Annotated in this window: 11 protein-coding genes and 1 pseudogene; 6 read left to right on the forward strand and 6 right to left on the reverse strand. The window is 65.6% G+C overall.

Annotated elements, in window-relative coordinates:
• The first annotated feature begins 1 nt into the window (after position 1).
• The gene (locus tag E4K65_RS00965; protein WP_135172511.1) at positions 2–640 is read left to right on the forward strand and encodes an NrsF family protein; all 639 of its coding nucleotides are present in this window, start codon (positions 2–4) and stop codon (positions 638–640) included.
• 61 nt (positions 641–701) lie between these two features.
• Here the strand turns inward: E4K65_RS00965 and E4K65_RS00970 are convergent, their stop codons facing one another.
• The gene (locus tag E4K65_RS00970; protein WP_135172512.1) at positions 702–2882 is read right to left on the reverse strand and encodes a hypothetical protein; all 2181 of its coding nucleotides are present in this window, start codon (positions 2880–2882) and stop codon (positions 702–704) included.
• Between E4K65_RS00970 and E4K65_RS48420 the strand changes: the two are divergent.
• A pseudogene (locus E4K65_RS48420) lies at positions 2847–2978 on the forward strand (NrsF family protein); the annotation flags it as partial. The gene E4K65_RS00970 and the pseudogene E4K65_RS48420 sit on opposite strands and share 36 nt — an antisense overlap.
• Here the strand turns inward: E4K65_RS48420 and E4K65_RS00980 are convergent.
• Positions 2978–4081, reverse strand: coding sequence for a DUF2336 domain-containing protein (locus E4K65_RS00980; protein ID WP_135172513.1), 1104 nt, complete (start codon positions 4079–4081; stop codon positions 2978–2980). The pseudogene E4K65_RS48420 and the gene E4K65_RS00980 sit on opposite strands and share 1 nt — an antisense overlap.
• Before the next feature lie 62 nt (positions 4082–4143).
• Positions 4144–5301 (reverse strand): GGDEF domain-containing protein, encoded by a 1158-nt coding sequence (locus E4K65_RS00985; RefSeq protein ID WP_135172514.1) that lies wholly within the window; start codon positions 5299–5301, stop codon positions 4144–4146.
• A 439-nt stretch (positions 5302–5740) separates the two neighbouring features.
• Between E4K65_RS00985 and E4K65_RS00990 the strand changes: the two genes are divergently transcribed.
• The 4 genes from E4K65_RS00990 to E4K65_RS01005 all read left to right on the forward strand — a co-directional run bounded on the left by E4K65_RS00990 (position 5741) and on the right by E4K65_RS01005 (position 9808).
• A complete protein-coding gene (locus tag E4K65_RS00990) occupies positions 5741–6310 on the forward strand; it encodes a sigma-70 family RNA polymerase sigma factor (RefSeq protein ID WP_027544139.1) in 570 nt (189 codons plus the stop codon).
• Positions 6307–7002 carry a hypothetical protein gene (locus E4K65_RS00995; RefSeq protein ID WP_135172515.1) on the forward strand — a complete coding sequence of 232 codons (696 nt, stop codon included), beginning with the start codon at positions 6307–6309 and terminating at the stop codon, positions 7000–7002. Before E4K65_RS00990 ends, E4K65_RS00995 begins: the two co-directional genes overlap by 4 nt.
• 15 nt (positions 7003–7017) lie before the next feature.
• Positions 7018–8706 (forward strand): S8 family serine peptidase, encoded by a 1689-nt coding sequence (locus E4K65_RS01000; RefSeq protein WP_135172516.1) that lies wholly within the window; start codon positions 7018–7020, stop codon positions 8704–8706.
• Between the two features lie 484 nt (positions 8707–9190).
• Complete coding sequence (locus E4K65_RS01005) at positions 9191–9808, forward strand: TIGR03809 family protein (RefSeq protein WP_167770424.1); 618 nt, start codon at positions 9191–9193, stop codon at positions 9806–9808.
• 175 nt (positions 9809–9983) lie between these two features.
• Here E4K65_RS01005 and E4K65_RS01010 read toward each other — a convergent pair whose 3' ends face one another.
• From E4K65_RS01010 to meaB, 3 genes are all read right to left on the reverse strand, one after another.
• The gene (locus E4K65_RS01010) at positions 9984–11354 is read right to left on the reverse strand and encodes a TIGR03808 family TAT-translocated repetitive protein (protein ID WP_135172518.1); all 1371 of its coding nucleotides are present in this window, start codon (positions 11352–11354) and stop codon (positions 9984–9986) included.
• Positions 11355–11589: 235 nt separating this feature from the next.
• Positions 11590–12237, reverse strand: coding sequence for a pyroglutamyl-peptidase I (locus tag E4K65_RS01015; protein ID WP_135172519.1), 648 nt, complete (start codon positions 12235–12237; stop codon positions 11590–11592).
• Positions 12234–13223: a methylmalonyl Co-A mutase-associated GTPase MeaB gene (gene meaB, locus E4K65_RS01020; RefSeq protein WP_135172520.1), complete on the reverse strand. Its 990-nt coding sequence runs from the start codon at positions 13221–13223 to the stop codon at positions 12234–12236. Before meaB ends, E4K65_RS01015 begins: the two co-directional genes overlap by 4 nt.
• Between the last annotated feature and the right edge of the window lie 41 nt (positions 13224–13264).

Below are 13264 nucleotides of genomic sequence, written 5' to 3' on the forward strand. Positions count from 1 at the left end.
CATGGATACCGATCAACTCATTCGCTCGCTCGCGGCCGACAACGCCCATCGCGCCCCGCGCGTCGGCACCGTGCTCACCATGGCGCTCCTGGTCGCCGCGCCCCTGTCGATCCTGATCTTCGCGACGTTCCTCGGCGTGCGGAGCGACGTGATGAGCGCCATGCACAACCCGTTTTTCGACATGAAGTTCGCGGTGACGCTGTCGCTCGCGATCCCCGCGATCATCGTCAGCCTGCATCTGTCGCGGCCCGAGGCCTTGCTGCGCGGCTGGGGCTGGCTGCTGCTGCTTCCCGTCGGCCTTCTTGCGGTCGCGATCGGCGGCGAGGCGATGATGGCGCCGACCATGCCGATGTCGATGCGCTTGATGGGCAAGAACTCCAGGGTCTGCCTGCTGGCGATCCCCGCGATGTCGCTGCCGCTGCTGGCGGGGGCGCTGTTCGGCCTGCGCCACGGTGCGCCATCGCACCCCGCGCTCGCCGGTGCGCTCGCCGGCCTGGTGTCGGCCGGGCTTGCCGCGACGCTCTACGCCTCGCACTGCACCGATGACTCGCCGCTGTTCGTCGCGACCTGGTACACGCTCGCGACCGCGCTCGTCGCGGCGGTCGGCGCGTTGGCCGGCTCGAAAGTCCTGAGATACTGACCGCGCAGCCAGGCCGCGCGCTCCGTCGTCGGCGCTCAAACAACCCGCGCAAGTTTCAGCGTCATGACTTCCTGCGATAGAGGATGAACCGGGTCGACTCGTCGGAGCGTTCGAACTGCTCCTGCAAGATCTCGTCCACCATCTCCTTCATCCAATCATATTGGTAGGTCGCGCCGCGTTCCAAAAAGAAATAGTCGGCCCCGGCAAAACTCCTGATCACCTGGTCCCGGCTGAACGCGTCCCGGAAAGGCATGAATTCGCTCTTGGGAGCCCGGCCAAGCGTCGGGAGAACAGCCCAATCCTGGTCCGACAACAGCAGCATGCGGCCACCGGCTGGCACGACCTTGTTGACCAGGTCGACGTCGCTGGCGTCGAGCGCGACCTTGACCGGGTCCGCGCTTTGTTTCCATCGGAAGCTGGCGATGCTTGGATACTTCAAATACGACCGCAGGCCGATCGTCATCGTTTCGGTCTGTCGCCGATCCTGCGCACTCAGAAGCACGGCGACCGAGACGACGGCGACCGCCGCCAGCGACACGGCCGGGACCAACTGCGACTTCGTTCGGCCGACTGCGGCACGGAATGCCGATCGGCCCCACCAAGCGCCAACGGCAAGATAGGCAAACGCGTTCTGCTGCCATACCGCGTCGAGCGATCGGTTCACCCACTTGGTCATGAACACCAGCGCGACGAGAGACAGAACAAGCAGATAAGCGCGCTCGATCGTGCGTAAGCCGGTCCACGCACCGGCGACGCTCACCGCCGTGGCGATGGCGATCGCGGGCATGACGATCTGGTAGACCGTCCCGAAACCGGGATTCCAGATCAGGATCACCGCTACCCAGTTCGAGAAGCTGTGCAGACCGAGCGGGGCAAGGAAGACGTACAGGAAGTCCTTTGAAAGGACGGCCGGGCCGAATGCGGCAACGAACAATGCCAGCAGGAACACGATCGACATGCCGGTGAAAGCCGCGACCTCCCAAAACCGGCGCCGTTCCAGCAACCGCACGCATAACGCGGCACAAGCCACAGCCCAGGTATAGATCCCGGTCTCGGTGTTCCAAAAGATCGAGGCAGCGCTGACGGCGGACAGCGCCACCAGCAACCAGCCGGACGGTTTCACCAAGAGACGCGCCAGAATGCCCACGGCGATAAACACGAACATGTACCGGATCGCGAGCGCGGACGGCCCGCCGAAAGCGTCACCGTTGGCGTACTGGCACAGGGCGAGAAACACGACCGTCAAGACGAAAGGCATCGCCCGGTTCTGGAAGAAGTCCCGCAGCACCCAATAGGCCGACAGGTGGAACACCACGAGACTTGCAGCAATGATCCGGATGTAGTGGCCATACAGGGCGTTGACGTCCGTGGTGAGGAACCTGCTCAACACGTAAGGCGGCCCGTATCCGTAGAACGACAGGAAGTCGCGGCCGGGCACCATGTCCTTTGCAAAGTGATAGAGCGCGGGCCCCGTCAGGTAGGATACCGGATGATTGCCGACCAACGCCCGCGTGGCCATGCCCTGCACGTCCCCGGGCAGGATCAGGGCCAGCAGTGCAGCGATCAGCACCGCATCGACCCATCGAAATTCGAATAGCCCGATCGGCCTGGATTCCGCATCGCCATCGATGTGAATGCGGATCGGGAAGCGTTTCACGAACGGGATGAAGCCGGCGACGACAAGGACGGCCAGCGCGACCCTTTGAAGTCTAGGCTCGAATGTGGCCCGCAGGAACGGATGCAGCTCTGTGACGATGATCACCGACGAGAGGTAGAACAGAACGAGCGAGCGGCCTTCGAAAAACTTTCTGAGCTTGAGGGCAGCAAACGCTGCGGCAGCGCCGAACCCGTAGAACAGGACATAGAAGATTTTCTCGGCGCGTTTGATGGCCTCGCTGTTCGGGACGTCTGATTGAACGACCGGAAAGTCCTGTGCCAGGTTTACGGCAAGGTCCGGCCTGGCGGCATTCAGGATCAGATAGGCCGACAGGCCAGCTGCAACGGCGCCAACGCAAGCCCCCCACAGTGCCAAGCTCTGAAAACGCCAAAGCTCAAGTTCTGACCGTGTTATCGGCTTGACAAGACGCAACAATACCACCCCCCCCAGCGACGATTCCTCCGGAAGGCTAAAACAAAAAAATCGCCGGCGCCATAAGCGGCGCGCCGTGGATGGCCCGTGGAGAGAAGGCTCAGGAGCTTGATCCGGTCCGCCGGGCTCGCTGCGACGCTCTACGCCTCGCACCGACGACTCGCCGCTGTTCGTCGCGACCTGGTACACGATCGCGACCGCGCCGGCAGCCGCGACGGTGCGCTGCTCGGGGCGAGGGTGTTGCGGTATCAGGCCGCCGGCGTCGTGCTGTGCTGCATGCGGTGGAAACGCAGCACCTGCTGCGCGGTCGACGAGCGCAGGGCCTCGTAGGTATCGCGCAGCGTCAGCATGTCGGTCTGCGAGTCGCCCGAGAGCTTTTCGCGCATGGCGATGATTGCGCGCACGCTCGCCCACGACATGCCCGCGACCTTGGCGAGGATCATCACGCCCTCGGTGCGGCTCTCGATCATCATGTTCTCGGCGGTCTCGACCGCGACGCCCGCGAGCGCCGCAAGCCCCGCATTGGTCTCGTCGAACTTGCCCTGGTCTGCGAAGGCGGCGACCTGGACCTCGTTGAGGCGGCCGTCCTCGTGGAGCGACTTCACCAGCGCGCGCGCCATCTCGGTCTGCCTGGTCATGGCCGCGGCGCGGACCCGCTGGGCCGCTTCCTGGACCACGCTCGACACCTCGTCCGCGAGCTCCGGATGCGCGGCCTCGAGCTTCCTGCGCACGCTCAGCGACGCCTTCGCGACCAGCCTGAGGTAGTGATGGCGCGGCAGGTCGGGCCGCAGGCCGATGCAGGTGGCGAGGTCGTCGTCGCGCTCGGCCCGCGTGACGAGGTCGGTGAGACTGACCTCGGAAAGCTGCGCGCCGGGATTGCTGACGGTCGATTGCACCACCTCCTCGTTGCCGCGCGTCACCAGCACGTCGGTCAGCGCCTCCGACAGCACCCGGCGCAGCGAGATCGCCTTCAGATGCGCCTGGCCCCGCGTGCGCGCGATCTCGATCAGCGTCGCCTCGTCCAGCCGTTCCGATTTCGACAGCACCGGGCCGGCGACCTCGATGACCTCGTCGAGCGCGAGCGTGCGGATGATCTTCGGCGGTGCCGCCGCGATAGGTGCGAGGCGGTCGGCGAGCAGCGTCCTGGCCGAGGTCTCGATCTGTTCGATCAGGCACTGGAACACGTCGTCGAACACGCGGATGTGGTCGTCGGAGTAATCCACTGCATTGCCCACGAACAGATCGGTGACGCGGCGTAACGTCTCGACCCGGCGCGCAACGGTGCCGTGCGAGAGCGCAGCCTGCAATTCCTCGAGCAGGTTCTCGGATGGTCTGGCGGATCTGGATATCATTGCCCTGTCCTGGAGCGTTCGGTCCGGCGGCGGCTTCTCACACGCCGGAGAAAATGGATTGGTCAGCTCGTTGCAATACGGTTGCGCCCTTGCGCCTTGGCGGAATAGAGCGCGCTGTCGGCGCGCGCGAGAATCGTGTCGGCAGTATCAACGTCGCGAAGCGTTACCACGCCCGCGGAAATCGTCACGCGCATGCCCAGGGAGAATGCGCTCCAGTCGAGATCGGCGACGATGCTGCGCAAGCGCTCGAGCATGCGCGAGGCGGCCTCGCCATCGGTGTCCGGCAGCAACAGCAGGAATTCCTCGCCGCCGTAGCGGCCGAAGCAGTCGGACGGGCGGATGTTGGCGAAGATGGTGATCGAGAAGGTGCGCAGCACCTCGTCGCCGACGGGATGGCCGTGGGCATCGTTGATGCACTTGAACCAATCGAGATCGATCAGAGCGATCGCGCAAGGTGTCGATGCCCGCCGCGACTTCTCCATCTCGGTGTCGAGCAGCCGCATGATGCAGCGGCGGTTGTAGGAACCGGTCAGCTCGTCGAGCTCGGCCAGCTCCTCGATGCGCTGATAGGCCGCCTTCAGCTCGATGCTGCGCTGGTACAGGATCTTGCGCAGCGTGGCGCCGAACAGGCCGAGGAAGGCGCACTGGCCGATCACCAGCACGAAGCACAGCATCGAGGCGGTCCGCTGGAGCCGCGTTGCAACGGGCATGCCGATCGGCAGGTCGGAGGCGAGGAAGACGGCGGCAAGGCCGGTGGCCGCGAGCGTCCAGGTGATCATCGCCTGCGCCGAGGTCATGCGCAGCGTGCCGAAGGCGAAGATCAGGAACAGCACGCAGATGAAGGCGATGCCGATGGTCGGGACCGACAGCAGGAACACGAATTGCAGCGCCATATGCGCCGAGATCTGGAAGACGGTGAGATAGTGGTCGGTGAATCTGTCACCGACGCCGGCTTCCGACAGCACGGTGAACGTGCCGATGATCAGGAGGCCGCCGAACCAGAACAGCGAGGCAATGTCGACCGAGATCGCGCCGTCATAGGCGTAGATCATCAGGACGGAGGCGCCGAGCGAGTAGCTCGCCACCTGGCCGATATACATCTGGCGGCGCTGCCGGGCCCGGCGCGCCCGGACTTCGGGCGCCGCCGCCTCGGGCGCGAGAACGAGCTCCGCGACCTCAGCGGCATTCCTCTCGGGAAGGGACGTCGCGGCCGTGTTCATGGTCCCGCCAATGGTGGATGTCAGCCCAAAAATCTACGTGGCAAGCCTTTAGGTTTGGTATCCTTTGAAAACGAATCCGAACCGTGCAGCGCAAAACAGGGTGGTGTCGGTCGCAGGGGAAATTTGCCGGCGATTAGGCATCGTTTGCGATGCGGTCGAGCCAAAGCAGGGCTTCGTGAGACATACGTCGTGCAGGACTGCTATGGAACCGAACTTGGTCGGCCCATTCGTGCCCGGGCAGGCATTCCGCAGGGAAGTGTTGCAGTATTATGTTACCTATCTGGACCAAAATGGCCAATCCGCGCGGGCGGGGCAGGAAAAATCCGCGTATGTGGGGTAGATTACACAAGCTCCCGTATGACTGCGGTAGGTTGAACAATTTTGCACCTGCCGTCGAACCGTCCGCTGCATCGACCCGACCAACCTTGCGAGACGGCCTTTGAGCGTGACACAGGCGGCTTCGGACGAGATCCTCATCGCCAGGATCGCTCAGGGTGACCGGCTTGCCATGCAGGTGCTGTACGGGCGGCACCATGTCAGGGTCTACAGGTTCGGCCTAAGGCTCGTACGGGACGAGCAGGCGGCGGAAGACCTCATCAGCGAGGTGTTTCTCGACGTCTGGCGTCAAGCCGGCAAGTTCGAGGGTCGATCCGCAGTTTCCACCTGGCTGCTGGCCATTACCCGATTCAAGGCCCTCTCGGCGCTCCGGCGCAGGAAGGATTTTGAGTTGGACGAAGACGCCGCGAACGCGATCGAGGATACGTCCGACGATCCGGAAACGGTGGTGCAGAAGAAGGATACCAGTCAAGCGTTGCGGGAGTGTCTGACGGGCCTCTCGCCGGAACACCGGGAAATCGTCGATCTTGTCTACTACCACGAGAAGTCCGTGGAAGAGGTGGCCGAAATCGTCGGGATACCGGAGAACACTGTGAAGACGCGCTTGTTCTATGCGCGCAAGAAACTGGCCGAACTGCTGAAAGCAGCCGGCGTTGAGCGAGGCTGGCCATGATGGCTTTGAGCAAGAAGATGCTGGAGCAAGAGCCCAGTGAGATTGAACTGCTTCTGCCGTGGCACGCGGCCGGCACGCTGAACGCGCGCGACGCACGCCGCGTCGAGGAAGCGCTGGCGCGTGATCCCGAGCTCGCCAAGCAATATGCCGCGATCCGCGGCGAGTACGAAGAGACCATCCATCTGAACGAGAGCCTGGGTGCTCCGTCGGCACGCGCGATGCAGAAGCTGTTCACCGCGATCGACGTCGAGCCGGCGCGTGCAACCGGATCGCTGCCGCTGTCGGCGCGCATCTCGACCTTCTTCGCGAGCCTGTCGCCGCGGACGCTGGCCTGGTCGGGGAGCCTCGGTGCCGTCGCGCTCGTGCTTCAGGCCGGCATCATCGGCGCGGTGCTGATGAAGACCCAGCCCACGACCTTCCAGACCGCTTCGCTTTCGACCAGTGCGCCGATCACGCGCGAGCTTGGGACTGCGGTTGCACCGGCGCGCGCGCTGGTGCGCTTCACGCCCGAGGCGCGGGTCGCCGAGATCACGGCGCTGCTCGACAGCTACCAGGCCTCGATCATCGGGGATGCCAAGGGCGGCATGTTCCGCCTCCAGTTCGACAAGGCGATGAGCCAGGACGAGCTCGCCTCGCTGCTCGGCAGGATGCAGCGCGAGAAGGTCGTCAACCTCGCCGTCGCGGCGCCGTAAGGCGCCGCTGAACCGATGACGCGCAAGTCCGAGAGTAAGTTGCGAGCCGGGGCCTACGCTTCGTCCGTCGGAGCCGCGCTGCTGCTCGCCGCCTGTCTCGGCGTCGAGGTCGCGCAGGCGCAGGCGATCATGCGCACGCCCACGATCAGCGTCCCCTCGCGCACGCCGACCATCTCTCCCAGCGTCGCTGCGCGGGCAGTGAGCATCGATCGCGGCCCGCGCACGATGACGACTGCGCGTATTCCTTCGCCCCGGATGGGGCCGGCGGCGCCGGTGCTGCCTTATGCGCGCTACTCGCCGAACCTCTATCCGTCCTGCACGGCACCCTACCGCGACGCCGACGGCGAATGCCTGGCGCAGCCAAATGCAGGCGGTGACGGCGCCGGCAAGTCCGGCAAGAAGAGCGCGAGCAAGGGGCGCGGCAACAACACACCCGTTGCGCTGAACCAGCGCATCTTCGCAGGCGAATTCGTCGCCGAGATCGACGGCGCGCTGTCGGTGGCCGAAGCCGACCAGCTCGCGCGTCGCCACGGCCTCGCGCGCATCGCGTCCGAGAACTTCCCGCTGATCGGGGCGACCTTCGGCCTGTTTCGCATCACCGACGGCCGCCCCGCCGAGACGGTGCGGCGCGAGTTCGCCGCCGACGGCAGCGTGCGCTCGGTCCAGCCCAACTTCCGCTACGTGCTCCAGGACCAGAAATCCTCCGTGCCGACCGAGGGCGATCCGGCGCAATACGTGCTGGCCAGGCTTCGCCTTCCGCAGGCGCACACGCTGGCGCACGGCGCCAACGTGACGGTTGCCGTGATCGACTCCGGCATCGACGCCAAGCATCCCGAGCTCGCCAATTCCATCGCCGACAATTTCGACGCGCTCGGCAGCGCCGAGGGCCCGCATATTCACGGCACCGGCATCGCCGGGGCGATCGTGGCGCATGCCCGGCTGATGGGCAGCGCGCCCGAGGCGCGCATCATCGCGATCCGCGCCTTCGGCGGCACCACGGGCGGCGCCGAGAGTTCGTCCTATATCGTCCTGCGCTCGCTGAACTACGCCGCCGAGCATGGCGCGCAGATCGTCAATATGAGCTTTGCCGGTCCGAAGGATGCCGTGATCGAGCGGGCCATCGCGGCGACCGCCGCGCGTGGCCTCGTGCTGATCGCGGCCGCCGGCAATGCGGGTGCGAAATCGCCGCCGCTCTATCCCGCCGCCAATCCCAACGTGATTGCGGTCAGCGCGACCGACCAGCAGGACAAGCTGTTCACCGCCTCCAACCGCGGCAACTACATCGCGCTTGCGGCGCCCGGCGTCGACATCTTCCTGCCGGCGCCCGAGGGCAAATACCAGATGACGTCGGGAACCTCGTTCTCGGCCGCCTATGTCTCCGGCGTCGCGGCGCTGCTGCTCGAGCGCAACTACGCGCTCAAGCCGGAAGCGCTGCGCATGACGCTTGCGAAGACCGCGCGCGATCTCGGCTCACCCGGGCGTGATGATCTGTTCGGCGACGGCGAGGCCGATGCGTTTGCCGCGGTCATGGCCGTTCCCGCCAACAGTGCGACGCCGGTGGCGGCTGCGTCCGGTACAACAAAACGTGAAGATGGGCAGCCACGTCGCGACGAGCCCGGCATTCGGGCGATCGAGCAGCCGTCGCTGTCGAGCACGGATGATAAATCCACGATTTCTCAGGCGGATAGGCCGGCGCGGCGATAGGCGCTGCGGCAACTTTGCGCGCGGGCCGAAGGTTAAATAATCGAACGCCGCATTGAACGTTCGGCCGGCTGCCACGACCAAATTATGTGGGAGCGGTCATCCCTCCCCATCAGTCATATCAGGCGCGAGCGCCCATCCACCCCAAGCGCCCATATGGCTCGACCCGTCCGGTTGTCCCCCCGGACGGGTCTTTTCTTTTCGGGCTTCCGATTCCTTGAGTCCGTGTTTGGGATCAGCTTCCGGTTGAATGACCGCGTTTGCGTTCATCGCCATCGGTCGGCCGGCATCCCGCACGCCCGCTATGCTTGTGCGAAGCTTGACTCGAAAACACAGCAAATCTCCGCACGACTACGGTATTTCACGACGAGCGAAGTGTCGTTGCTGGACAAGTCAAAACTTTTCCACAAAATATTCATGTCGCGTCTAAATTGATTCGTGTGCGTTGCGTCCCCGCGTCCGTATTTTTCTCCTGACGGGCTGGATCATGACACATCGCCAAGAGTCTGTTCGCGAGTTTGTTCGCGGCGCGGCTGGTAGCCGTGAGATCGCGGCACGCTGGTGCGCTCTCGCCGAACAGCGGCTCGAGCATCTCTCCGAAATGTTCGAGACCGGACGCTGGCGCCGCTATCATTCCGAGATCGCATTCCTCGAAAACATCCAGGAAGCCAAGCGCGCCGTCCAGACCTGGCGCGCCATCGCCACCGGCGGGGACGTCGCCGCGGCGGCCGCAAGCGTCACCTCCGCATTCGGCTGGTCGCCGGCGACGATGCCCCGCGTGTTTCCGCGTGAGCAGCAGGCGCAGACCGTGCAGCCCAAGATGTTGCAGCCGAAGGCCGTCCACATCGCCCCCGAGACCGCCGTGCCGGTCAAGCTCGCCCCGACGCCGAATGTTCTCGCCGAGGTGACCGAAGCCCCGCTCGCGCCGATCGCTGCGCCTGCCGCGATGGCACCGCCCGCGGCGCCTGCTGCGATGGCAATGCTTCTGCCGCAGTTCGCCCCACCCGCCGCCGAAATCGTCGCCGCCCCCGAGCGCGTCGTCGAATTCACCCTCAGCCTCGACGGCATCGAGGCGAAGTACCCGCTGCTGCGGAATACGTTCTAGCTTCTGAAGCTCTGGCCCCGGCCGAACGCGCCGCCGTCGTCCTGGCGAACGCCAGGACCCATACCGCGGGATATTTCAATAGGACGATGCGGCCGGTACCGCCCACATAACCCCATCCTGTGGTTATGGGTCCTGGATCTGCGCTTCGCTTGTCCAGGACGACACCGAGTATGTCCTACCGCCGCACCGCGTTCCCGCCGATCACCACCTGCGCAAAGCGCTGTGCGCCGTCCGCCGACAGATCCGCCGTCACCGCGCGCGCGTGATCGAGGCCGACCACGGCGCCGCGCGGCGTCTCCGAGATCATGTTGTTGTTGACGAGCGCGGTGCCGGCGCCCGGCACCACGGAGACGCCGATTCCGGCCAGCGCCTTGCGGATCACGTTGCCGGTGATCGCGACGTCGCGCAGGTATTTGCCCCAGCCGGCGACGATGCCGTAGGACGGCGCATTCTCGATCACGTTGCCGGTCACCGAGGTATCCGCCTCGATGTAGATGCCGACGCCAGCATCGTCGTCAGGCGCGGTGCCGATCGGCCGCTTCGGGATCAGGTTGCGGATGATGTTGCCCTGGACCACTGCGATGCGGCCGCCCTCGTTGAAATTGCAGACGGAGATACCGACGGCGGCGCCGTCCACCGTATTGTTGGCGATCACGGCCGCCTCGAACGCGAACTCGGAATAGAGCGCGACCTCACGCACGTCGCTGACGCTGTTGCCTGATATGTGGATGTTGGAGGCGGAATTGCCGCGTACCGCGGAGTAGTCGCAATTCCTGATGCGGTTGCCGCGCACGATCACATTGCCGGCGCGGAAGGCGTTGATGGCGTTGCCGTACTGGCCCGAGCCGCCGGGACCGGCCTTGATGTCCTCGATGCGGTTATCGGCAACCAGCGTTCCGTCATCGCCGATCGCGTTGCGCAAAATCTCGATGCCGTTGTCGTTGGTGCCGATGATGGTGTTGCGGGCGACGCTGAGGCCTCTGGCGTCGAACGAGACGACGGCCGTCACCGCGATGTTGGTGAAGATGTTGCCGGAGATATCGCCGGACACCTGCTCGAGCCAGACGCCGCTGCCGCCGGAGCCGGTGATCTCGCAATCGGTGATGCGGACGTCGCGCCCGCCGAGGACGTGGATCAGTCCGCGCCGCGTCGGCAGCGGGATGCCGGCGCCGTCGAAGGTGATGCCGGAAAGGCCGATCGCATCGGCGCCGTCGCTCTGGATCGCCGAGGCGCCGCCGGTGAAAACGAATTTCGTCGCGCCGCGTACGCCGATCAATTGAGTACCGTTCGGCAGCCGCAGTAATCCGCTGCGGTAGACGCCTGGCGGCAGCGCCAGCGGCATCTGCGCGCGCGCGGCCTCGTCGATGGCGCGCTGGAGTGCGCGGGTCTGGTCCTCGCTGCTGCCGGGCCGCACACCATATTGCGTCGCATCGCGGCCGAGCAGCGATGTCAGCGGCGCGGCGCGCGCAGCGTCGGCCGGCATGGCCAGCGCGCCGGCGATGCCGGCGGTCGAGGCTCCAATGAGATGACGGCGGTTGAGGTCCATGGATGCGTCCTTCGGCGGACGCGGGGCGTGTCCGCAGCGGTTAGGTAGCGCAGCGCGACGGGGGCCGTGAGGATTGTTCGCGGTAGGGTTAAATGTTTACCGCAAGGACGGTGCCGTAGGGTGGGTTAGCCTTGCGGCTGCGCGAAGCGCAGTCCGCTAGGCGTAACCCACCATGTCACCGCGCGTACGGAACCCGTTGAAGCAGAAGGGGTGGATTACGCTACGCTAATCCACCCTACGAAGTGCGTGCCTTCCGGGCCAACCGCACCATCTCCATCAGCATCGCTTCCCCGGCATCCACCAGTTCCTCCAGCGTGATCCGTGGCGCACCCTTGCGGCGCACGGCGCCGCTGCGGGCAAGCAGCGGAATATGGATGAACGCCGCGAGCTGCGGGCCACCGGCCTTCACGTTCTCGATCGCGCGCCAGCTCAGATAGTTGCAGAGATAGGCGCCGGCATCGCGCGAGGCGCGTGCATCGATGCCGGTGAGGCGTGCCGCGCGCAGCAGCCTTGCGGTGTGCGGGCCGAACAGCATCGCATCGGCATGGCCGGCGATGCCGCGCTTGCTCGAGCGGGTGTTGGCGGCATCGGGCCAGAGCATGGTGACCGCGTTGCGCGCGCGGGTCTCGATGCGCAGATACGAGGTCCGCGACGCAAGGCCGAACATCAGCAGCGCGTCGGGCTTTTGCGCAGCGAGCACCTCAGGCAATTGCTGGTCGACCGCCGCATAGGTGACCGGGAAGATGTGGCTCGAGATCTCGACCCCGTCGAGTGCCGGGCGGCGCAGCCGGGCCAGCCGCGCGACCAGCGGCTGCGTCGGATTATAGGGCGCGCCGGGGAAGGCACCGAAGCCGGTGAGGAGAAGGCGGAGCTTTTGTCTCATTGCAGCAACCCCAGAATCTGCTCGGCGGCGAGCGCCGGCGTGAGATGACCATCGGCGACTTCGGCCTCGATCTTCCGGACCTTCGTCCGCACCGATGCCTCGGTGCGCAGCCGCGCCAGCATGCGCTGCTCCAGCATCGACCACATCCATTTCACTTGCTGCTCACGCCGCCGCGCGGCGAAATCGCCTGATGCGTTCATCGCCTTGCGGTGATCGAGGACCTTTTGCCAGATCTTTGCGATGCCGTTGCCGGTCAGCGCCGAATAGGTCTCGACCGGCGGGTGCCAATGTTCGGAGCGGGGGCTGAGGATATGGAGCGCGCCGCGATAGTCGGCTGCGGTGATGTTGGCGCGCTTGAGGTTGTCGCCGTCGGCCTTGTTGATCGCGATCATGTCGGCGAGCTCGACCAGGCCCTTCTTGATGCCCTGCAACTCGTCGCCGCCGCCCGGCAGCATCAGGGCGAGAAAGAAGTCGGTCATGTCGCAGACCGCGGTCTCGGACTGGCCGATGCCGACGGTCTCGACCAGCACGACGCCGAAGCCGGCCGCCTCGCATAGCAGCATCGCCTCGCGCGTCTTGGCGGCAACGCCGCCGAGCGTGCCCGAGGACGGCGAGGGACGGATGAAGGCATCGTCCGAGGCCGACAGCCGTGCCATCCGCGTCTTGTCGCCCAGGATCGAGCCGCCGCTGCGCGCCGAGGATGGATCGACCGCGAGCACCGCGACCTTGTGGCCCTGCTCGATCAAATAGGTGCCGAGCGCATCGATGGTGGTGGACTTGCCGACCCCGGGCGAGCCGGTGATGCCGACACGAAACGCCTTGCCGGTGTCGGGCAGCAGCATCTGCACCAGCTCCCGCGCCAGCGCCTGGTGGTCGCCGCGCCGGCTCTCTACCAGCGTGATGGCCCGGGCGAGGGCCGCACGACTGCCGGTGCGGAGGTCGCGGGCGAGGGATTTGATGTCCAGTGAAGCCTTCTTCTCAACCATGCCCTGCTTTACAACGCCCCGGCGGGGCAGGCGAGGGCCGC

Source organism: Bradyrhizobium niftali (assembly GCF_004571025.1).
GTDB classification, from domain to species: Bacteria; Pseudomonadota; Alphaproteobacteria; order Rhizobiales; family Xanthobacteraceae; genus Bradyrhizobium; species Bradyrhizobium niftali.

Coding starts and splice junctions, on each gene's coding strand:
- E4K65_RS00965 (WP_135172511.1), top strand. CDS start 2: ATGGATACCGATCAACTCATTCGCTCGCTCGCGGCCGACAACGCCCAT.
- E4K65_RS00980 (WP_135172513.1), bottom strand. CDS start 4,081: ATGATATCCAGATCCGCCAGACCATCCGAGAACCTGCTCGAGGAATTG.
- E4K65_RS00985 (WP_135172514.1), bottom strand. CDS start 5,301: ATGAACACGGCCGCGACGTCCCTTCCCGAGAGGAATGCCGCTGAGGTC.
- E4K65_RS00995 (WP_135172515.1), top strand. CDS start 6,307: ATGATGGCTTTGAGCAAGAAGATGCTGGAGCAAGAGCCCAGTGAGATT.
- E4K65_RS01000 (WP_135172516.1), top strand. CDS start 7,018: ATGACGCGCAAGTCCGAGAGTAAGTTGCGAGCCGGGGCCTACGCTTCG.
- E4K65_RS01005 (WP_167770424.1), top strand. CDS start 9,191: ATGACACATCGCCAAGAGTCTGTTCGCGAGTTTGTTCGCGGCGCGGCT.
- E4K65_RS01010 (WP_135172518.1), bottom strand. CDS start 11,354: ATGGACCTCAACCGCCGTCATCTCATTGGAGCCTCGACCGCCGGCATC.
- E4K65_RS01015 (WP_135172519.1), bottom strand. CDS start 12,237: ATGAGACAAAAGCTCCGCCTTCTCCTCACCGGCTTCGGTGCCTTCCCC.
- meaB (WP_135172520.1), bottom strand. CDS start 13,223: ATGGTTGAGAAGAAGGCTTCACTGGACATCAAATCCCTCGCCCGCGAC.